16 protein-coding genes are annotated in these 19,768 nt (G+C 65.0%); 8 read left to right on the plus strand and 8 right to left on the minus strand.

All coding sequences use genetic code 11. The annotated features are described in order from the left end of the window. Position 1 precedes the first annotated feature (1 nt). The 5 genes from ACCQ07_RS06575 to ACCQ07_RS06595 are packed head-to-tail and all read left to right on the plus strand — an operon-like array spanning position 2 to position 4,574. Positions 2-364: an STAS domain-containing protein gene (locus ACCQ07_RS06575; RefSeq protein WP_003484273.1), complete on the plus strand. Its 363-nt coding sequence runs from the start codon at positions 2-4 to the stop codon at positions 362-364. Next, on the plus strand, positions 361-756 hold the full coding sequence (locus ACCQ07_RS06580; RefSeq protein WP_008571097.1) for an ATP-binding protein: 396 nt from the start codon (positions 361-363) through the stop codon (positions 754-756). Before ACCQ07_RS06575 ends, ACCQ07_RS06580 begins: the two co-directional genes overlap by 4 nt. A 2-nt stretch (positions 757-758) precedes the next feature. Further along, positions 759-1,757 carry an ATP-binding protein gene (locus ACCQ07_RS06585; protein WP_181388214.1) on the plus strand — a complete coding sequence of 333 codons (999 nt, stop codon included), beginning with the start codon at positions 759-761 and terminating at the stop codon, positions 1,755-1,757. Beyond that, positions 1,754-2,629 carry a sensor histidine kinase gene (locus ACCQ07_RS06590; RefSeq protein ID WP_014089646.1) on the plus strand — a complete coding sequence of 292 codons (876 nt, stop codon included), beginning with the start codon at positions 1,754-1,756 and terminating at the stop codon, positions 2,627-2,629. The genes ACCQ07_RS06585 and ACCQ07_RS06590 overlap by 4 nt, the downstream gene beginning before the upstream one ends. Continuing rightward, the gene (locus ACCQ07_RS06595) at positions 2,619-4,574 is read left to right on the plus strand and encodes a response regulator (RefSeq protein WP_014089647.1); all 1,956 of its coding nucleotides are present in this window, start codon (positions 2,619-2,621) and stop codon (positions 4,572-4,574) included. Before ACCQ07_RS06590 ends, ACCQ07_RS06595 begins: the two co-directional genes overlap by 11 nt. 92 nt (positions 4,575-4,666) lie before the next feature. Here the strand turns inward: ACCQ07_RS06595 and ACCQ07_RS06600 are convergent, their stop codons facing one another. Then, positions 4,667-6,352 (minus strand): glycoside hydrolase family 43 protein, encoded by a 1,686-nt coding sequence (locus tag ACCQ07_RS06600; protein WP_209260906.1) that lies wholly within the window; start codon positions 6,350-6,352, stop codon positions 4,667-4,669. 257 nt (positions 6,353-6,609) lie between these two features. On the opposite strand from ACCQ07_RS06600, the gene ACCQ07_RS06605 reads away from it, so the two are divergent. Next, the gene (locus tag ACCQ07_RS06605; RefSeq protein WP_372363919.1) at positions 6,610-8,979 is read left to right on the plus strand and encodes a TonB-dependent receptor; all 2,370 of its coding nucleotides are present in this window, start codon (positions 6,610-6,612) and stop codon (positions 8,977-8,979) included. 105 nt (positions 8,980-9,084) lie between these two features. Here the strand turns inward: ACCQ07_RS06605 and trxC are convergent, their stop codons facing one another. From trxC to ACCQ07_RS06635, 6 genes are all read right to left on the minus strand, one after another. Continuing rightward, complete coding sequence (gene trxC, locus ACCQ07_RS06610; protein WP_372363920.1) at positions 9,085-9,531, minus strand: thioredoxin TrxC; 447 nt, start codon at positions 9,529-9,531, stop codon at positions 9,085-9,087. Positions 9,532-9,704: 173 nt separating this feature from the next. Beyond that, positions 9,705-10,070 (minus strand): DUF1428 domain-containing protein, encoded by a 366-nt coding sequence (locus ACCQ07_RS06615; RefSeq protein ID WP_008571105.1) that lies wholly within the window; start codon positions 10,068-10,070, stop codon positions 9,705-9,707. A gap of 363 nt (positions 10,071-10,433) precedes the next feature. Next, a complete protein-coding gene (locus ACCQ07_RS06620) occupies positions 10,434-11,564 on the minus strand; it encodes a hybrid sensor histidine kinase/response regulator (RefSeq protein ID WP_008571106.1) in 1,131 nt (376 codons plus the stop codon). Beyond that, on the minus strand, positions 11,561-12,145 hold the full coding sequence (locus ACCQ07_RS06625; protein ID WP_011346781.1) for a chemotaxis protein CheB: 585 nt from the start codon (positions 12,143-12,145) through the stop codon (positions 11,561-11,563). Before ACCQ07_RS06625 ends, ACCQ07_RS06620 begins: the two co-directional genes overlap by 4 nt. Beyond that, the gene (locus ACCQ07_RS06630; RefSeq protein WP_008571108.1) at positions 12,142-12,990 is read right to left on the minus strand and encodes a CheR family methyltransferase; all 849 of its coding nucleotides are present in this window, start codon (positions 12,988-12,990) and stop codon (positions 12,142-12,144) included. The genes ACCQ07_RS06625 and ACCQ07_RS06630 overlap by 4 nt, the downstream gene beginning before the upstream one ends. Further along, entirely contained in the window at positions 12,963-16,136 is a 3,174-nt protein-coding gene (locus ACCQ07_RS06635) for a response regulator (protein ID WP_218555804.1), read from the minus strand. The genes ACCQ07_RS06630 and ACCQ07_RS06635 overlap by 28 nt, the downstream gene beginning before the upstream one ends. 159 nt (positions 16,137-16,295) lie before the next feature. On the opposite strand from ACCQ07_RS06635, the gene ACCQ07_RS06640 reads away from it, so the two are divergent. Together ACCQ07_RS06640 and ACCQ07_RS06645 are read left to right on the plus strand one after the other, a co-directional pair. Further along, complete coding sequence (locus ACCQ07_RS06640) at positions 16,296-17,459, plus strand: two-component system sensor histidine kinase NtrB (RefSeq protein ID WP_046937560.1); 1,164 nt, start codon at positions 16,296-16,298, stop codon at positions 17,457-17,459. After that, positions 17,452-17,820 (plus strand): response regulator, encoded by a 369-nt coding sequence (locus tag ACCQ07_RS06645; RefSeq protein WP_007967477.1) that lies wholly within the window; start codon positions 17,452-17,454, stop codon positions 17,818-17,820. The genes ACCQ07_RS06640 and ACCQ07_RS06645 overlap by 8 nt, the downstream gene beginning before the upstream one ends. Positions 17,821-18,047: 227 nt before the next feature. Here ACCQ07_RS06645 and ACCQ07_RS06650 read toward each other — a convergent pair whose 3' ends face one another. After that, positions 18,048-19,631 carry an alpha-N-arabinofuranosidase gene (locus ACCQ07_RS06650; protein WP_122272229.1) on the minus strand — a complete coding sequence of 528 codons (1,584 nt, stop codon included), beginning with the start codon at positions 19,629-19,631 and terminating at the stop codon, positions 18,048-18,050. Between the last annotated feature and the right edge of the window lie 137 nt (positions 19,632-19,768).

A 19,768-nucleotide genomic window follows, 5' to 3' on the forward strand; every position in this document is an offset into this window, starting at 1 on the left:
CATGGAACGTATTCCGATCCTGCGGATGGGCCATCTGTTGCTGGTCACCATCCAGGTGGACATGCACGACCAACTGGCGCTGCAACTGCAGGACGACCTGTCCGAGAAGATCAGCGCCACCTCTGCGCGTGGCGTGTTGATCGACATTTCCGCGCTGGATATCGTCGATTCGTTCATCGGGCGCATGATCAGCACCATTTCCGGGCTGGCGACGCTGATGGGCGCACAAACCGTGGTGGTGGGCATGCAGCCGGCGGTGGCGATCACCCTGGTGGAGTTGGGGCTGACCTTGCCGTCGGTGCGCACCGCGCTCGATGTCGAGCGCGGCATGCGCCTGCTGCAACAACCCGATGCGGCTCCATGACGGTCGGCTCGCAACCGGTGCGCACCGAGCAGGATGTGGTGCTGGCGCGGCAGACCGTGCGCAAGCTGGTGGTGCAATGCGGGCTGCGGTTGGTCGATCAAACCAAGCTGGTCACCGCGGCCAGCGAACTGGCGCGCAATACGGTGATCTACGGCGGTGGCGGCGACATGGACTGGGCACTGGTCGAAAGCGGCATCCGCAAGGGCGTGCAGCTGACGTTCCGCGACCAGGGCCCGGGCATTGCAGACCTGGAGCTTGCACTGACCGACGGCTGGACCTCTGGCAGTGGCCTGGGGTTGGGACTGTCCGGCAGCCGGCGGCTGGTGGACGATTTCGTGCTCGATAGCGCAGCCGGCAAGGGCACCCGCATCACCATCACCAAATGGAAGTAACCATGACCGGCGCGCTCACCCAGGTGATCCGCGTCGAAGAGGGCACCCAGGTCGGGCAGGTGCGCCGCGAAGCGGTGGCGCTTGCACAGGCCTGCGGTTTCGATGAAGACGGCTGTGGCCGCGTGGCCCTGGTGGCGACCGAGTTGTGCACCAACCTGCTCAACCATGCCGGTGGCGGGCAGATGCAGCTGTGCAGCGTCGCCGGCCGCGATGGTCTGGGCATCGAGTTGTGCACGCTCGATCAGGGGCGCGGATTCGTGCTGGCCGATTGTCTGCCGGACGGATATTCCACCGGCAGCACGCCTGGCAACGGCCTGGGCACGGTGCAGCGACATGCCGCGTTGCTGGACGCCTATTCCGATGCCCGGGGGGCCGTGGTCCTGGCGCGCGTGTACGCCGACGCCGACAGCATGCCCGACCTGCCCTACGGCGCGCTGCGTGTGCCGCTCCAGAACGAAACGGTCTGCGGCGATGGCTGGCATCTGGCGATCGATGCGCAAGGCGTGACCGTGAGCATGATCGACGGCCTGGGCCACGGAGCGGGCGCGGCCGATGCCGCCGATGCGGGGACGCGCGCTGCGGCAGCGGCCCGTGGCGAACCCGGCGAACGCATCGCGCGCCTGCATGCCGGCATGAGCGGCACGCGCGGCGGCGCGGCGGCGGTCATGCAGTTCGATCCCGGCAGCGGCCAGGTGCGCTTTGCCGGGGTGGGCAATATCGTCGCCTCGTTGTGCGATGGCGACGGCGTGCGCGGCATGCCCTCGCACCCGGGCATCGTCGGGGTGCAGTTCCGCAAGGCGCAACCGTTCGACTTTCCACGCGCCGCCGGCAAGTTACTGGTCATGCACAGCGACGGCCTGCAATCGCGCTGGACCCTGCGCGATCATCCGGGCCTGCTGTCGCGCCATCCACGCATCATTGCCGCAGTGCTGGCGCGCGATTACGCGCGCGGCCGCGACGATTGCTGCGTGTTCGTCATGCGCTTGGGAGCCATGCAATGAATTCAACCACCGAGATGCCGGCAGCCGAGGCGATGGCTGAACTGGAAAGCTTGCGCCAGCAGAACCAGGCCTTGCGCGAAGAACTGGAAGAAACCAACCAGGGCGTGCTGGCCCTGTATGCCGAGCTCGACCAACAGGCCGAACAGCTGCGCGAGGTGTCCGAACTCAAGAGCCGCTTTCTGTCGTACATGAGCCACGAGTTCCGCACCCCGCTAGGCTCGATCCTGAGCATCACCCGGCTGCTGGAGGATGGCATGGACGGGCCGCTCAATGCCGAGCAGCTCAAGCAGGTGCGCTTTGTCAGCGGTTCGGCGCGCGAGCTCACCGAGATGGTGGACGACCTGCTGGACCTGGCCAAGATCGAGGCCGGGCGCATCACCATCTCGCCGGGCTGGTTCGACCTGATGGACCTGTTCGCGGCGCTGCGCGGCATGTTCCGTCCGCTCACCGATGTGGGCACGACCACGCTGATCTTCGAGGATCCGCCGGTGCTGCCGCTGCTGTACACCGACGACAAGAAGCTGGCGCAGATCCTGCGCAATTTCATTTCCAACGCGCTCAAGTTCACCCCGCAGGGGCAGGTGCGCGTGTTTGCGCAGCTGGAAGGCGACAGCCATGTACGCTTTGGCGTGCACGACACCGGCATCGGCATTCCGGCCGAGCTTCACGAGGCCTTGTTCGAAGATTTCGTACAGGTGGACTCGCCGCTGCAAAAACGCCTGACCGGCACCGGCCTGGGGTTGTCGATCTGCAAACGGTTCGCCGAATTGCTGGGCGGCCGGGTGGGGATCAACAGCGTGGTCGGGCAGGGTTCTGAATTTTACGTGGTGCTGCCGATGACACTGGCAGCGGAGGAAACGCGTGGGCAGTAAGCACCACATTCTGGTCGTCGACGACAACGCGGTGACGCGTTATTCGGTGCGGCGCGTGCTCGAACACCATCAGTTCGCGGTCGAAGAAGCCGGCACCGGGACCGAGGGTCTTGCCAAACTTTCCGCGCAGACGTTTTCTGCGGTGGTGCTGGACGTCAACCTGCCGGACATGAGCGGCTTCGATATCGTGCGGACGCTGCGTGCCGAGCCGCGCACCGCGTTGCTGCCGGTGGTGCATGTTTCGGCGGCCTCGATCGCCACCGGCGACATGATCACCGGGCTGGATGCCGGCGCCGACGCCTACCTGATCCATCCGGTCGACCCCAACGTGTTGCTGGCCACCTTGCGCACGCTGTTACGCGCACGCCGCGCCGAGGAGGCGTTGCGGGTCAGCGAGGCGCGTTTCCGCGAAATCTTCGAACACATCAGCGCGCCGATTGCGGTGGTGGATGCCAACCTGCACATGCACGAGGCCAATGCCGCATTCCAACGCTTGATCGGCAGCGCCACGCCCGGCGCTGCGATCCATGCCGCCGGGTTGGATCAGGCCGCCGCCGTGCACGCACTGACCACTGCGTTGGCGCAACGCGAGCGCTGGAGCGGCACCTTGTCGCTGCTGCGCGATGGCAAGCTCTGCGAAACCGAATGGCGGGTGTCGCCCTACCGCGAGCCGGATCTGGGGCTGTTGCTGGTGGAAGACGTGACCGAGCAGCGCCTGCGCGAGCGCGAGCAGCGCCAGGAACTGGATACCGCCACCAGCGAACTCGCGCATCAGATCGCGCAGCGTCAGCACACCGAAATCCAGCTGCTGCAGGCGCAGAAGATGGAAGCGCTGGGCAAGCTCACCGGTGGCATCGCGCACGACTTCAACAACCTGCTGACCAGCATCATTTCCGGCTTGGACATGATCCAGCTCGCAGTGGAATCCAATCGCATCGAACGCGTGCCGCGCCTGGCCGAGATCGCTAACGGCTCGGCGCACCGCGCCGCCGCGCTGACCCAGCGCATGCTGGCGTTCGCACGCAAGCAATCGCTGGACGCGCAACCGTTCGACGTCAACACCCGTGTGCGTTCGCTGGAAGACATGCTGCAACGCTCGATCGGCGAAAACATCGCGCTGGAGCTGGATCTTGCGTCCACGCCGCTGGTGGCCATTGCCGATGCCAACCAGCTCGAAAACGTGGTGCTCAACCTGGTCATCAATGCGCGCGATGCCTTGAAAGGGCAGGGCACCATCCGCATCCAGAGCGCGGCCTACACCGCGCACAACGATCCGGAACTGGACGACGGCGACTATGTCGCGGTGAAGGTGATCGACAACGGGAGCGGGATCGAGCCGGCCATTCTCGACCAGGTGTTCGAGCCGTTTTTCACCACCAAACCCATCGGCGAAGGCACCGGTCTCGGCCTGTCGATGACCTACGGGTTCGCACGTCAATCCGGCGGTACCGCACGCATCACCAGCGATGTGGGTCGTGGCACCACGGTGGCGCTCCTGCTGCCGCGCGGGCTCTCGGCCAACGAAATGCTGCCGGCACCGGCGCCCAGCGCGCCGCGCACGCGCAACGAGCGCATCCTGCTGGTGGACGACACCGACGTGGTGCGCATGATGGTGAGCGAAGTGCTCAGCGATGCCGGCTACCAGGTCATCGAAGCCGAGGATGCCAACGGCGCGCTGGAACACTTGCGCACCGAGGCGCACATCGATCTGGTGGTCTCCGATGTCGGCCTGCCCGGCATGAACGGGCGCGACATGGCCGATGTGGCGCGCACGCTACGCCCGGGTCTGCCGATCCTGTTCATTACCGGCTATGCCGAAAACGCGGCCACGCGGCAAGAATTTCTGGCAGAGGGCATGGCCTTGCTGCCCAAGCCTTTCAGCCTCAACGATCTGCTCAACACGGTGGTGCAGATGCTCGACAGCAGCGTCCTGGCGCGGGCGTAGGGCGTTAAGCGGCTCCAAACACGCATGCGTCGCTGCGGGGCGGGCGCGGCCTGCGCATGCAGCGGGCGTGCAGCCACGTTCCTGCACTTGGCTTAGCGCGCATACGCGTACGGCCCGAATGTGGCGCCAAGAAAACCGCCGGCCGACTCGGTACTGAGCACACTTGCATCGCCTTGTTCGAGCAGCGTCTGCCACTGCCCCTGGCCGACGGCGTAATCCACGCGCACGCGTGCGGCATCCAGCGCAAAGCGCAGTTTCACCGGTTGCGTGGCATCGGGCAGTGGCGCGCGTGCCAGTTCGGTGCCGGTGCCGGGCTGTTGCGCTCCGGCGCGGCAATACAGCACCACCGCAGCGCCGCTGTCCTCGCGCACCAGCATTGCTGCCAGGAAGTTGCTCTCCTTGGCCACGATCGCCAGACCGGCCTGTTCGCCTGGTGCCAGCGCACTGCCATCCACGCTGGCGACCAAGGTGGCGTGATGATGCTGCAGGCGATGACCCAGATAGGCCGGCTGACCACGGCCGATATCGCCCAGCGCAATGTTTGCCGGCGTCACGCGCAAGCCTTGTGCGCCGGGCTGATACCACGGCCTGATGGGTGGGTGGATGGTCATCCATTGCATCGGCACGCGCGCATCCCCGAAGCGCTCGCTCCACTGCATTGGCCCGGTGGTCGGCAGGGGCTGCGTGCCCGCCGGCAAGGGTGGGCGCGCTGCCACGACAGGGACCGCGGCGCCGTGCGGCAGCACCACCGGCCAGCCATCGCGCCATTGCACCGGCAACAGGAAGGTTTCCCGGCCCAGGTTGTAGTGATTGCCGCGGTAAGGGCGCGTTGCGAGAAACACCGCCCACCATGTGCCGTCCTTGAGTTCGACGAACTGTGCATGCCCGGCCGAGGTGATCGGCGCATTGCGCAATGGGTCCAGGTCGCGTTGGGTGAGTACCGGATTGCCGCTCCAGGTTTCGTATGGCCCGGTGATCTGGCGGCTGCGGTAGATCATCTGCGCATGCTGCTCGCCGGTGCCACCTTCGGCCGCGGTGAGGTAGTAGTGGCCATCGCGGCGGAACAGGTGCGGGCCTTCGATGTGTTCGGGATTGGTGGCCGGCTTGAAGCCCGAATCCACGATCACCTGACGGGTGCCGACCAACTTCATGCTGGCCAGATCCAGCCGCTGCAGCCAGATGGCGCGGTGCCCGTCGTAGCGCAGCTTGCCGGCCGGCACGTCGTTGTTGACCAGCCAGGCGCTGCCATCGTCATCGAAAAACAGCGAGGGGTCGATGCCCTTGGCGTCCAGCCAGATTGGATCCGACCACGGCCCGGCCGGATCGGTGGCGGTGATCAGGAAATTGCCGCCATCGCAGTAGAAACAGGTATTGGCGATATAGAAGGTGCCAGCGTGGTAGCTGATGCTGGCGGCAAACAGGCCGCGGGTCAGTTCGTCGTTGCCGTAATTGATCTGGGTTGGACGGTCGATCGCGTTGCCGATCTGGTTCCAGTGCACCAGGTCGCTGCTCTTGAAGACCGGCAGGCCGGGGAAATAGCCGAAACTGGAATTCACCAGATAAAAATCGTCGCCGACGCGCACCGCCGATGGGTCCGGATGAAAACCGGCCACGACCGGGTTGCGGTACTGCGCGGCGGTTGGCGCGGGGCCACCATCGTCGCCCTGGTAATCGATCTGCGTGATCAACGCGGTGCCGGCATGCGCCAGCTGACAGCTCAATGCGGCCAGCAGGCCGGCCACCCATGCGAGTCGTTTCAAGAGATCCCCTCGTGCCATGCCCTGGCGCAACGCCAGTACGACACCAGCATGACAGCACGCAGGGCGGCGTGGCATGACGTTTTGCGATGCCAACCCCGCGTGGTGGCATGCCTCCACGCGCGTGGCGGGGTGTGTGGACCGGGCGCTGCCACTTCGCTGCAACATTGCTGACATATCGTGCGCGCGGCGCCACGCGGCGCCGCCAACCGGCGTGCCATGCCAAACGGCTTGGACGCTGTGTCATCACCTCGCATCACTACCTAGGATCAACCCGCATGTCGTTGTACTCGCCTGTCTTTCCGTCGCCGGTGTCCGCTATTGCACAGGTCGCTGCGCGCCGCCGCACCGCCTTGCAGCGCACGCCGCTGGCCCGTGCCTGCGCCGGCCTGTTGCTAGCCTCGCTGGCGGCAACCGCGTCTGCGCAGCAAGCGCCGGCGACCCAGGGCGAAGCCAGCCCGACCGCGCTGGACACGGTCACCGTCACCGCCGAGCACCGCGAGCAGAACCTGCAGGACGTGCCGGTCTCGGTGGGCGTGGTGCAGGGCGCAGCGATGCGCGACTACACCGCCGGTGGCGATGACACGCTGCTGGCCCTGTCCGGCCGCGTGCCGGGCTTCTACGCTGAAACCACCACCGGGCGCATCTTCCCGCGCTTCTATATCCGTGGCCTGGGCAATATCGATTTCTACCTGGGTGCCTCGCAGCCGGTCTCCATCATCCAGGACGATGTGGTGCTGGAGCATGTCGTGCTCAAATCCAATCCGGTCTATGACGTGGACCAGGTCGAAGTGCTGCGCGGTCCGCAAGGCACGCTGTTCGGCCGCAACACCACCGCCGGCATCGTCAAGTTCGACACCGTCAAGCCCAGCGACACCTACACCGGTCGCGTCAACGCCAGCTACGGCAGCTACAACACCATCTCTCTGGATGGCGGCTTCGGTGGCCCCATCAACGACGTGCTGTCGTTCCGCGTGTCCGCGTTGTACCAGCACCGCGACGATTGGGTGGACAACACCTTTGCCGGCAGCAGCGCCGATGGCACGCGCACCCCGCGCAAGGACGCGATGGGCGGTTACAACGACCGCAATGCGCGCCTGCAGGTCTTGCTCAAGCCCAACGATGCGTTTTCGCTGCTGGGCTCGGTGCACACGCGCGATTACGACGGCACTTCCACCTTGTTCCTGCGCAACGCGATCACGCGTGGCAGCGACAAGGTGGACGTGCCGCGCGACCGTGTGGCCTATGATGAGGGGCACGACAACCCGCAGGCGTATCAAACCGATGGCGGCTCGCTCAAGGCGATTTACGACTTCGGTGGCGTGTCGCTGACCTCCATCACCGCCTACGAAACCACTTCCGGCTATAGCCGTGGCGACACCGATGGCGGTGCTGCCGCCAATTACCCGGTCAATGGCGTGCCGAACGGCTTTGGCCAGTCGATGGGACAGATCCGCGACCTGGACCAGTACACGCAGGAATTGCGCCTGGCCAGCGAAGGCGACGAGGCCCTGCAGTGGCAGGTGGGCGCGTTCTATTTCGACGGCCGCGACACCACCGATTTCTATCAACGTGCCTATTTCCTGCAGACCGCCGCGCGCAACCCGAATAACTGGGTGCGCCTGCGCAATACCAATACCTCGTGGGCCGGCTTCGGGCAGATCAGCTACAAGGCGACCGACGCGCTGACGCTCACCGCCGGCATCCGCCAGACCAAGGACACCAAGGAAACCCGTCTGCTCAAGACCGCCGATACCGCAGCCGGTGTGGTGACCTACCGCGGCCGGCGCGATGTGCGCATGTCCGATACCCAGCCCAGCTGGGATCTGAGCGCGATGTATGAGATCGACCCGCAGCTGAGCGTGTATGCGCGCGTGGCGCGCGGTTTCCGTGGCCCCACCATCCAGGGCCGCAGCGCGGTGTTCAATTCGGACTTCACTACCGCCGATTCGGAAACCATCCTGTCGTGGGAAGCCGGCATCAAGAGCAGCCTGTTCGAGAACCGTCTGCGCCTGAATGTCAGCGGCTTCACTTACACGGTCGACGATATCCAGCTCAACGGCAACGACTCGGACGGCAATGGCGTGCTGTTCAATGCCGACAAGGCCAAGGCCTACGGCATGGAAGCGGACCTGGACTGGCGCCCGATCTCCAACCTGTCGATCACCGCCGGCCTGAGCCTGTTGCACAGCGAAATCCACGACAAACGCGTGTTTGCGCAGGCCTGCGCGCTCAATGGCGTGGTGGTGTGCACCGTAAAAGACCCGACCATCCGCGTAGGTGCCAACACCTTCGCCCAGATCGACGGCAACCCGCTGCCCAACGCGCCCAAGTACAACCTCAACCTGGCCGCGCGCTACGACATCCCGGTGGGCAACGACGGCGCGTTCTTCGTGTCCACCGACTGGAACAAGCAGGGCCAGACCAGCTTCGTGCTGTACGACTCCACCGAGTTCCGTTCCGACGGCAATTTCGAAGGTGGCCTCAAGCTGGGTTACACCGGTGGCTACGGTGCCTGGGAAGTGGCGGCGTTCGCGCGCAACATCACCAACGAAAAGAACCTCAAGGGTGTGATCGAAAACTACATGGCCGCGGTCTACAACGAGCCGCGTGTCGTTGGGGTGTCGGTCAACGTCAACTGGCAGTAACCGGTTGATCGGCTGATGCAGTCACTGCGGCAACTGCGCCGCAGTGATGTTTCCTGCAGGTGGATGGGCCAACTGCGTGTATGCGCAGCTGGCCGTCGTGTCGTTTCACCGCTTGCTCAGGACAGAGCGCACCCAGTTGACGATTTGCGCGCTGCTCACTGCGCCGGAATGACGGCCTAGTTCCTGCCCACCCTGGATGACCAGCAAGGTGGGAATGCTGCGGATGCCAAAGCGCGTGCCCAGCGCCGGATGCAGGTCGGTATCCACCTTGGCCAGGCGCACCTGCGGTTCCAATGCTGCAGCGGCTGCGGCAAATTGCGGCGCCATGCTCAGGCATGGCCCGCACCAAGGTGCCCAGAAATCCACCACCAGCGGCAGTGCACTGCGCACCGCATGCTTGTCGAAATCTGCAGCCGACAAAGCCACCGGCGTCCCCAGGAACAGCGGCTGATGGCAGCTGCCGCAGTTGGGCGCATCGTGCAGGCGCGTGGGCGCAATGCGGTTCATCGCAGCGCAACTCGGGCAGGCGATCAGTAGTGGTGCATCGGTCATGTTGGTCTCCAGTCGGCGGCGCTGCCTGCGCTGTCTCCGGCCATCGCTGGCGGCGCATGCTGCATGCGGCCAGTGTAGCGATCACCACCAGCGATTCCGTGCCCAATGCCAGCGGCGGCACCAGCCTGCGCATGCCTGGCCAAGCTCCTGCGGGCCGCCACGCGCCACATCGCTCACGCCGATTGGCCCAGCGCCACGATCGGCACGAAGCCACCGTAGACCATGCGCTTGCCATCGAATGGCATCGGATTGACCGACGGGTCCATGCGTGGGTCTTCCATCATCTTGCGCATGCCCTCATCGCGGGTGGCCTTGTCCGGCCATTCGATCCAGGAAAACACCACGGTCTCTTCGGCGGTGGCATCCACGGCGCGATAGAAATCGGTCCATTGCCCCGGCTGGACATCGTCGCCCCAACACTCCACTACACGCAGCGCACCGTATTCCATGATGACCGCATCGCCCATGCGGGCATGCGCGATGAATGCTTCTTTGTTGGCCGTGGGGACGGCAAGCACAAAACCATCGATATACGACATAACCACCTCCGCAGACGGGGTGCACGGTGTGCACCCGAGGATGACCAAGGGATGTTGGTACGACCAAGAACTGGAGAGCAGTGGGGCAGGAGCGTGCGTCCAGCGCGCTGGCCGCACGAGCATACGGCGCATGGGGTGCAACGGCACTGCTTGAGTTGGCTGTCACCTGGGCCGCCTGGCGCACTGCCAAGGCGCTGGCTGTCGGGCTCGCTGACACGGCGGCAGCGGATCTGTTGTGCGTTGATCGACGGCAGCGCGCTGTTGGCCCCTCTTGCTGGAGGCCGCGGCAATCCATCGGCCAAGATGCGCTGGTCGCACACCTGCGCGCGCCTCGGCACTGCAGCCGCCGGGAACGTGCGGCGGTCAGGCTGCCAGGTTGTGGCGGCGCAGTCGTGCTTCGAAGACCACATCGCCGTCCTCGTTGCGCGCCTGCAGCGTGCCGCCGTGTGCCTTGACGAACTGGTCGGCGATGAACAGGCCCAGTCCCAGTCCTTGGCTGGCATGGAAGCTGGCCTTGAACGGTTCGAACAGGCGCGGCATCAGGCTGTCGGGGATGCTGCCGGCGTTGCGCACCGACAGGCGCAGGGTGTCGTGTTCGCGTCCATCCAGATGCACCTGCACCGGATGGCGTCCGCCATGCAGGACGGCGTTGCCGACCAGATTGGACACGACCTGCGCCAACCGGTCGCCATCCCCATCGCCATCCAGGTCGCCCTCGGTGCGCAGGTCGATCGTAGTGTGCGGATTGGCCTGCGCCACTTCGCCTACCACGCTGTGCACCACCTCGCCCAGGTTGCATGGGCCGAACTGCATCGGCAAACCATCGGTGCGCAGGCGCGAAAAATCCAGCAATTGCTCGACCATGCGCGACATGCGGTGCGCGCTGTTTTCCAGGTGTTCCAGCGTGCGCGCCGCCGAACTGTCGGCATCGACATCCAGGCCGAGTTTGTCGGCGCACAGCAGGATCACCGACAGCGGCGTGCGCAGGTCGTGGGTGAGCACGGCCATCATGGTTTCGTTGAGCGTGAGCGCGCGTTCGAGCGAGGCATTTCTCGCCTTGAGCAGCCGCCGCTGCTGGTACAACTCGATGAACACGTTGACCTTGCTCAGGATGACGTGCGGCTCGATCGGCTTGTGCAGAAAATCCACGGCGCCGGTTTCATAACCCTGGAAAGCGCGCATCGGATCGTTTGGCGAGGCGGTCAGGAAAATGATCGGCACATGCCGGGTGCGCTGCGAACCGCGCATCAATTCCGCCAGCGAAAAGCCGTCCATTTCCGGCATGTGCACGTCCAGCAGCGCCAATGCCACGTCGTGTTCGAGCAGCAGTTCCAGCGCCTGCGCACCGGAGGCGGCGCATAGCACGCGGATGCCGTCGCGTTGCAGCAGCGCTTCCATGGCCACCAGGTTCTGCGGCACATCGTCCACGATCAGGATCTTGGTCGATTCGGTGTCGTCGCTGCTTGCAGCCAGGCCGGTCGCGGTGAGGTTCATGCGTGAAAAGCTTCCAGTCGGGTGCAGATGGCTTGCAAGGTCAGCACCGCATCGGCGCCGGCGTGGGCGAGAGCGGAGGCGGGCATCAACGAGGCGGCAGCGTCATCGGGGCGCTGGATCCAGGCGGTACCGCCCACCGCACGCACCGCGGCCACCCCGGCGCTGCCGTCGCTGCTGGCACCGGTGAGCAGGATCGCCAGCAGGCGTTCGCCGAAGACATCGGCAGCCGATTCGAACAGCAGGTCGATCGCCGGGCGCGAAAACAACACCGGCGCATCCATCGACAACGCCAGGCTGTGGCGGGTTTCCACCAGCAGGTGGTAGTCGGGCGGGGCGATGGTGACGGTGCCGGGTAGCAGCGGTTGCTTGTCGTCGGCCTCGCGCACCGGCAACGCGCAGCGCGCATCCAGCAGCTCGGCGATGTGGCTGGGGCGGTCGCGCGGCAGATGCAGCACGACCAACACCGGCATCGGCAAATCTGCCGGCAGCCCGGACAACAACGCCTGCAGGGCCATCACGCCACCGGCGGAGGCACCGATCACGATCGCATCGAAACACTGGGCTGCAGACGCGCGGCTCATGCGGCCTTCCGATACAGCCGCTGCTCACGCGCGCAGGCTTCAAAGGCCTGCGCGTGCGCGCCGAACTGCAGCGACTCCTTGCTGCCCAATCCGAGAAATCCGCGATGCACCAATGCGTCGTAGAACAGCCCCACCGCGCGATCCTGCAAGCTGCGGTTGAAATAGATCAGCACGTTGCGGCACGACACCAAGTGGACTTCGGAAAACACCGTGTCGGTGGCCAGGCTGTGATCGGCGAACACGATATTGCGTTTCAGGCGCCGGTCGAACACCGCACCGTCGTAAGCGGTGGTGTAGTAGTCCGACAGCGAGGTGCGGCCACCGGCGTCCAGATAATTGCGGCTGAACTGCGCGATACGATCGATGCCATAGGCGCCGGCTTCGGCCATGCCCAGCGCTTCGGGGTTGATGTCGGTGGCGTAGATCACCGCCTTTTCCAACAGGCCTTCTTCGTGCAGCAGGATGGCCAGGGACCAGACTTCTTCACCGGTACTGCAGCCTGCCACCCAAAGCTTGATCGAGGGATAGGTGCGCAAGACCGGCACCGCATGCTCGCGCAGGACGCGGAAATATGCCGGGTCGCGGAACATCTCCGAGACCTGCACGGTGAAGAACTGCATCGCCTGCGCGAAGGTGTCCGGCTCGTGCAGCAGACGGTGCTGCAGATCGGCCACGCGCGCGCAGTCGAAACGCGCCATCGCGTGGCGCATGCGCCGTCGCAACGACGACACTGCATAGTCGCGGAAGTCGTAGTGATAGCGCTGGAAGACCGCTTCCAGCAGCACGCGCAGTTCCAGGTCGAACAGCTCTACCGCGTTCATTGCCGCGAGCACCACACGCGGCACAGCGAGACCAGCTTGTCCACGTCGATGGGCTTGGCGATGTAGTCGTTGGCGCCGGCTTCCAGGCAGCGTTCGCGGTCGTCGGCCATGGCCTTGGCGGTCAGCGCGATGATGGGCAGATCCTGCCATTGACGGTTCGTACGGATCTGCCGCATCGCGGTGATGCCATCCATCTCCGGCATCATGATGTCCATCAGGACCAGGTCCACCTCGTGCTTGGCCAGGTGCTCCAGCGCCTCGCGGCCATTGCGTGCGATCTGCAGCGTGACGCCCAGCGGTTCGAGCACGCTGGAGAGCGCAAAGATGTTGCGCACGTCGTCTTCGGCCAGCAACACGGTGGCGCCGTCCAGCACCGCGTCGCGGCGGCGTGCTTCGCGCAGCAGGCGCTGCTGATCGCTGGGCAACGAGGCTTCCACGCTGTGCAGGAACAGCGTCACCTCGTCGAGCAGGCGTTCCGGCGAGCGCACGCCCTTGATGATGATGCTCTTGGAATACCGGCGCAGGCCTTGTTCTTCGTCGCGGGTCAGGGCGCGCCCGGTGTAGACGATCACGGGAGGGAAGGCGACCGCATCGTTGCCGGCCATGCGTTCGAGCAGGTCGTAGCCGCTGCCGTCGGGCAAGGCCAGATCGGTAACCATGCAATCGAAGGTGGAGCCTGCCAGCTGATCCATCGCCTCGGCAATGCTGCCGACCGCGACGATGTCCAGCTGGTCGCGCGCCAGCAGCAATTGTAGGTTCGCGCGCAATGCGCTGTCGTCTTCGACGATCAACAAACGACGCACTGCGCGTGCATTGGTTTCTTCCAGCTGGCGGATCGCACCGGCCAGCAGTTCGCGCGTGGCCGGCTTGATCAGGTAGCCAACCGCACCAAGCTCCAGCGCAATCTGGCTGCGTTCCAGCGCGGACACCACGTGGACAGGCACATGGCGAGTGGCCGGATCGCGCTTGAGGCGTTCGAGCACGCTCAGACCGGACGCATCCGGCAGGCCGATGTCCAGCAGGATGCCGCTCGGGCGCATCTCGGCGGCCAGGCGCAGGGCCTCTTCTGCGTTGGGGGCCACCACGCAATCGAAATCCAGTTCGTGGGCCAGTTCCACCAGTGCTTGCGCAAAGCGGGTGTCGTCTTCCACCGCCAGGATCAGCCGGCCGGGGCGGCTGCGTTGGTCGCGATCGTCGTCGGCCCGTTGGATCGGTGCAGCGTTGGGCGATGCGATTGGCACCGGCACCGTGTGGGCCACCGCACCACCAGATGCGCCGGATTGCGCACCCATCGCGCTGCCGTTGCGTTGTTGCACATGGGCAGCAGACGCCGGGCCTGCGACCGCGGCGGCGTTCGTAGCTGTATCGGCAGGGCCGGTCACCTCCGCAGGTGCGCCATCGGTCGGCAATTCCAGCGTAAAGCAGCTGCCGCGCCCGGGCTCGCTGTCCACACTGATGCTGCCGCCCATGCGTTGGGCCAGGTCGCGCGAAATCGACAGACCCAACCCGGTACCGCCATAACGGCGGCGCGTGCTGCCGTCGGCCTGACGGAACGCTTCGAAGATCACCTCGCTCTGTTCGCGCGCGATGCCGATGCCGGTATCGGTCACCGCAAAGTGCACACGGCCGGGCGCATGCGCCTGGACCGTCAAGCTGACCTTGCCGTGTTCGGTGAACTTGATGGCGTTGGCCAACAGGTTCTTCAGGATCTGCTGCAGGCGCTGGTTGTCGACGACCAACTGTGCCGGCGCGCCGGCAGCTGCCGCGATCTCCAATGCCAGACCCTTCTGTCGCGCCAGCGGTTCGAAGGTTTCGCGCAGGCGTTGCAGCACCGAATCGGTGACGACCGTTTCGTCGGCCAGCTCCACGTGCCCGGCTTCGATCTTGGACAGGTCCAGGATGTCGTTGATAAGCGCCAGCAGGTCGTTGTTGGACGACAGGATCGCCTGCGCATATTTCACCTGCTCGGCGCTGAGCGTGCCGTCCTTGTTGTCGGCCAGCAACTTGGCCAGGATCAAGGCGCTGTTGAGCGGCGTGCGCAACTCGTGCGACATGTTGGCCAGGAATTCCGACTTGTAGCGCGATGCAGTGGACAACTCGTTGCTATTGCGCACCAGCTGATTCTGCGCGATCAACAAGGCCTGCTTTTGCGCCTCAAGCGCCTGCGTGCGCTCTTCCAGCTGCACGTTGGTCTGTTCCAGTTCTGCCTGCTGCATTTCCAGGTCGCTTTGCGATTGCTGCAGGCTACGGCTCTGTTCTTCGAGTTCCTCGTTGGCCACGCGCAGTTCTTCCTGCTGGGTCTGCAGTTCCTCGCTCTGTCGCTGGGTTTCTTCCAGCAACGCCACCAGCTGCGCGCGCAGCAATGCGGTGCGCAGTGCCAGGCCGATGTTCTCGCCGCAGCGTGCCAGCAGTTCTTCTTCGCGCGAGCCGGCGGTGCGTGGGTCGGTCACGCGCCCGAGCTCGATGACGCCGATCACCCGGTCGTCGGCGGTGATCGGCGCCAGCAGCAGCTCCTGGCAGCTGCTCTGGCCCAGCCCGGAGGCGATCTGCAGATGCCCGGCGTCCATGCCACGGATGCGACGCACCGTGCCACGTTGCAGCACTTCGCCGAGCTGGCCGGCTGCGGTGGGCAGCGTCTGCGGCAGATCCGGCGGCAACGCGGCACCACCGGTGAGTCGCAGACGGTCGCCCTCGATGCGATACAGCGCGCCGACCTGCGCATCCAGTGTCTGGCACAGTGCGCGCACCGCGGCATCGGCCAGCTCCTGCGGTGCCTGATCGCCGCGCAAACTGGCTTCGACCGTGTTTTCTGCCTGCTGCAGCCACAGTGCGAATTCGGCCTGGCGGCGTGCGCGGATCGCCTGCATCACCACCAACGCCATTGCCAGGAACGACACGCCGCCAATGCTGCGATTGACCGAGGAAAAGCTCGAATTCGTGCTTGGTGGCGCGAGCTGAAAACCGATCGCCAGCAAGACACACGACAGCACGCCGACGATGAGTGGCACCTGCGGGCGGTTCTGAAACACCGTCACGCCCACTGCCACGAAGTAGGTCAGCCACACTGCATAACCGAGCGGGGTTACCAGTTCCATGCCCAGCGTTCCAGCCATCAAGGCCCCCGCGATGACCCACACCCAGCGGTCGCGTGTGGTCGAGATGGTGTGCATAAGGTGCGTGGACCGAACTGGAAGGGCGGTCATGGTAGCCGATAACTTTCACGCACAAATCGCCGGGAAATTGACGCTTTTTGCTGCCGGGTTGGCTTGCACGCAGCCTTCACGTCGCTATCAATATGGTCCCGCGCTTTTCCGGAGAATCATCGCGCGATGGATGCGGAAACGGCCGTCGACAGCGCAGGGCCGCTTTCTTACGACAGCCGGCAGTGTCAGCTGTTGGTACAGAGCGTGTCCGATTACGCGATCTATATGCTCGATATTGGTGGGCATATTCGCAGCTGGAACCCCGGCGGCGAGCGCATCAAGGGCTACAGCGCAAGCGAGGTCCTGGGCACGCATTTCTCGCGGTTCTACCTGCCCGAGGATGCGCAACGCGACGAACCCAGCCGCAATCTGGAAATTGCCAAGCAAGAAGGGCGCTTCGCTGCCGAAGGTTGGCGCCTGCGCAAGGACGGCAGCCGGTTCTGGGCCAGCGTGGTGATCGAACCGGTGCTGGAATTCGGCGTGCTGGTCGGGTTTGCAAAAGTCACCCGCGATCTGACCGAGCGCCATGAAGCGCAGCAGTTGCTGCAACAGGCGCAGCAGGCGTTGCTGCAATCGCAGAAGGTCGAAGCCTTGGGCCGGTTGACGCTGGGCATGGCCCACGATTTCAACAACCTGCTCACGGTGATGGTGACCAGCCTGGACCTGATAGCGCTGAGCGCTGGTGAAGATGCGCGCACCCGCATGTTGATTGAAGTGGCGCAAACTGCGGTGGATCGCGGCACCTTGTTGACGCGGCAACTGCTCGCTTTCGCGCGCGGGCAACAGCTGAACCCCGAGCGCCACCCCGTCAACGACATCGTGACCCGTTCGCTGGAACTGTTACGGCGTGCTTGCCCGCCGGGTGTGAGCTTGGCGTTGCAGTTCGCCGACGCACTGCCGCATGTGCGCGTCGACCCTGGACAGCTGGAGGCGGCGCTGCTCAACCTGGTCTTCAATAGTTGCGATGCGATGCCCGCTGGCGGCAGCATCGTGTTGCTTGCTTCTGCTGCGCAACGACCCGAACCCTCAGGCCACCAAGGCGTCCTTCGCCCGTACGTCGCCCTTGCGGTACGCGACGATGGTCCGGGGATGTCCGCCCACGTTGCACAGCGCGCCAGCGAACCTTTTTTCACCACCAAAGATGTCGGCAAGGGCTCCGGCCTGGGCTTGAGCCAGGTCTATGGCTTCGCATCCCAGTCCGGTGGCTTCGTCGAGCTTGAGACCGCACCTGGACGCGGCACCACCGTCACCGTGTTTCTCCCGGCCGTCGAGGAGGCCGAGCATGACTGAATCCCTTCGCCTGCTGATGGTGGAAGACCAAGAAGAACTGCGCGAACTGATCGGCGAAGCGCTGCGCGATGCCGGCATCAGCGTCGACACCGCCGATGATGGTCACAGCGCGTTGCGCATGGTGCGCGACAGCGGCCCGTACGATGTGGTGTTCAGTGATATCCGCATGCCCAACGGCATGTCGGGCATTGAACTGAGCGAGCAGGTGGCGCAACTGCTGCCGCAGGCACGCGTGATTCTGGCCTCGGGATTTGCCAAGGCGCAGTTGCCGCCGTTGCCGGCTCAGGTCGATTTCCTGCCTAAACCCTACCGCCTGCGCCAGCTCATCGACATGCTCAAGAGCACCCCCGCCAACGCGTAAACGTTGGCTGGGCGTGCGGCATCGACGGCGCTGCTAGTGCGCCTTGTCGATGGCGCCTTCAACCCGGAGTGTCACGCCGGCACGGCGACGTGACCACCAGGCACATCAGATGCAACGATCGCGCCCGGTTCGAAGGCGCGCCCGCGCGCGGCAACGCGGCGCCACACGGCTGGCGGTGCCCGACACGTCATGCGCCTGGGCAGGCCCTGTGCATTGCATCCGATCGCTCATCGCAACTTGAGCATCACGATCGAATGCGCCGGCAGCGCCACGTTCACTGCCTTGCCTTGGACACGTGCGCCTTTGAATGCCGCCGGCGCAACGGCCTGTGGCTGCGCATAGGTGTTGTACGTGGTGATCGCCGGTGCGGTCAGGATCTGTCCCTCCACCGCACGCAGCGGCAGCCCTTCCACCTGCACGCTCACAGCCGCCGCCGCAGTCGCGTCCAGGTTGGTCAGCGCGAGATACACATGGCCGTCCTTCGCCTTGACCGCCGAGCCGTGCACGGCCGGCACCTGCGTGTCGCCATGACGATACGCAGGTGTCTGCAATTGCAGCGGCAGGTGTGTGGCGTCCTGGTAGGGCTTGTAAAGCGCAAACACGTGATAGGTCGGCGTCAGCACCATCTTCTCGCCATCGGTGAGGATCATCGCCTGCAGCACATTGACCATCTGCGCGATGTTGGCCATGCGCACACGCTCGGCATGCTGGCTGAAGATGTCGAAGTTGAGCGACGCCACCAGCGCGTCACGCAGGCTGTTTTGCTGCTGCAGGAAGCCGGGATTGGTGCCTGGCAATGGCGCATACCAGGTGCCCCATTCGTCCACGACCAGGGACACTTTCCTTGCCGGGTCGTACTTGTCCATGATCGCGCTGTGCTTGGTGATCAGCTCGTCCATCACCAGCGTGCGTGACAACGTCTGGATCCACGCGGTTTCGTCGAACGTGGTCGAAGACGCGCGCGGCGGCCAGCCACCGGGAATGGTGTAGTAGTGCATGCTCAGCCCATCCATGAACTTGGTGGCCTCGCGCATCATCACCTCGGTCCAGTGATAGTCGTCGTCGCTTGGGCCGGGCGCGATCTTGAAAATCTTCTGGTTGGCCGGCGACTTGACGAAGGTCTGGTAGCGGCGAAACACATCGGCTGCGTACTCCACGCGCATATTGCCGCCGCAGCCCCACAGCTCGTTGCCCACACCGAAGTAGGGAACCTGCCAGGGCGCATCGCGGCCATTGGCGCGGCGCTCGTTGGCCAGGCTCGAGCGTGTCGGCGCGGTCATGTATTCGGTCCACTGCGCAATCTCCTCCGGCGCAGCATCGCCCACATTCCCGGCGACATAGGCCTGGGTGCCGAGCAATTCGGTGAAGTCCATGAACTCGTGCGTGCCGAAACGGTTGGACTCTTCCACACCGCCCCAGTGCGTGTTGACCCGGATCGGGCGCTTGCCCGGCGTGCCGACGCCATCGCGCCAGTGGTATTCGTCGGCGAAGCAACCTCCAGGCCAGCGGATGTTGGGCACGGCAATGGCTTTCAGCGCGGCGACCACGTCGTTGCGATAGCCGCGCGTATTGGGGATCGACGATTCCTCGCCCACCCACACGCCACCATAGATGCCGGTGCCCAGATGCTCGGCGAATTGGCCGAACAGTTGCCGTGACACCTGCGCGCCGGGCTGGTCCACGCGCAAGGTGCCGCTGACCTTGACCTCGGCAGCGAAGCTGGCCGGCACGCTGGCAAGCGCGGCGGCGACGAAAACGGCGTTCAACAGCTGCCTGCGCGATGCCTGCAACGCGGGGGAAATCCACTGCATCGGGTCGGTGCTCCTGTGCTGGTCGATGGTCGGGTGGGTGCTGCTGCGATGGGAAGTGCGCGGCTAGCGTAGTGCCGGTGGCCGCCCTTTGTATTGCTGCAGCGCGGCCGCTGCAGGCGAGCGCGGCAGTCGCTTCG

It is taken from the genome of Xanthomonas sp. NCPPB 3583 (assembly GCF_041475715.2).
Classification (GTDB): Bacteria; Pseudomonadota; Gammaproteobacteria; order Xanthomonadales; family Xanthomonadaceae; genus Xanthomonas; species Xanthomonas euvesicatoria.

What these genes read in the sequence shown, in the direction of transcription:
- ACCQ07_RS06580 (WP_008571097.1), top strand. Translation starts at nt 361, where the DNA reads ATGACGGTCGGCTCGCAACCGGTGCGCACCGAGCAGGATGTGGTGCTG.
- ACCQ07_RS06585 (WP_181388214.1), top strand. Translation starts at nt 759, where the DNA reads ATGACCGGCGCGCTCACCCAGGTGATCCGCGTCGAAGAGGGCACCCAG.
- ACCQ07_RS06605 (WP_372363919.1), top strand. Translation starts at nt 6,610, where the DNA reads ATGTCGTTGTACTCGCCTGTCTTTCCGTCGCCGGTGTCCGCTATTGCA.
- ACCQ07_RS06640 (WP_046937560.1), top strand. Translation starts at nt 16,296, where the DNA reads ATGGATGCGGAAACGGCCGTCGACAGCGCAGGGCCGCTTTCTTACGAC.
- ACCQ07_RS06620 (WP_008571106.1), bottom strand. Translation starts at nt 11,564, where the DNA reads ATGAACCTCACCGCGACCGGCCTGGCTGCAAGCAGCGACGACACCGAA.
- ACCQ07_RS06625 (WP_011346781.1), bottom strand. Translation starts at nt 12,145, where the DNA reads ATGAGCCGCGCGTCTGCAGCCCAGTGTTTCGATGCGATCGTGATCGGT.
- trxC (WP_372363920.1), bottom strand. Translation starts at nt 9,531, where the DNA reads ATGACCGATGCACCACTACTGATCGCCTGCCCGAGTTGCGCTGCGATG.
- ACCQ07_RS06575 (WP_003484273.1), top strand. Translation starts at nt 2, where the DNA reads ATGGAACGTATTCCGATCCTGCGGATGGGCCATCTGTTGCTGGTCACC.
- ACCQ07_RS06600 (WP_209260906.1), bottom strand. Translation starts at nt 6,352, where the DNA reads ATGGCACGAGGGGATCTCTTGAAACGACTCGCATGGGTGGCCGGCCTG.
- ACCQ07_RS06650 (WP_122272229.1), bottom strand. Translation starts at nt 19,631, where the DNA reads ATGCAGTGGATTTCCCCCGCGTTGCAGGCATCGCGCAGGCAGCTGTTG.
- ACCQ07_RS06615 (WP_008571105.1), bottom strand. Translation starts at nt 10,070, where the DNA reads ATGTCGTATATCGATGGTTTTGTGCTTGCCGTCCCCACGGCCAACAAA.
- ACCQ07_RS06645 (WP_007967477.1), top strand. Translation starts at nt 17,452, where the DNA reads ATGACTGAATCCCTTCGCCTGCTGATGGTGGAAGACCAAGAAGAACTG.
- ACCQ07_RS06635 (WP_218555804.1), bottom strand. Translation starts at nt 16,136, where the DNA reads ATGCACACCATCTCGACCACACGCGACCGCTGGGTGTGGGTCATCGCG.
- ACCQ07_RS06590 (WP_014089646.1), top strand. Translation starts at nt 1,754, where the DNA reads ATGAATTCAACCACCGAGATGCCGGCAGCCGAGGCGATGGCTGAACTG.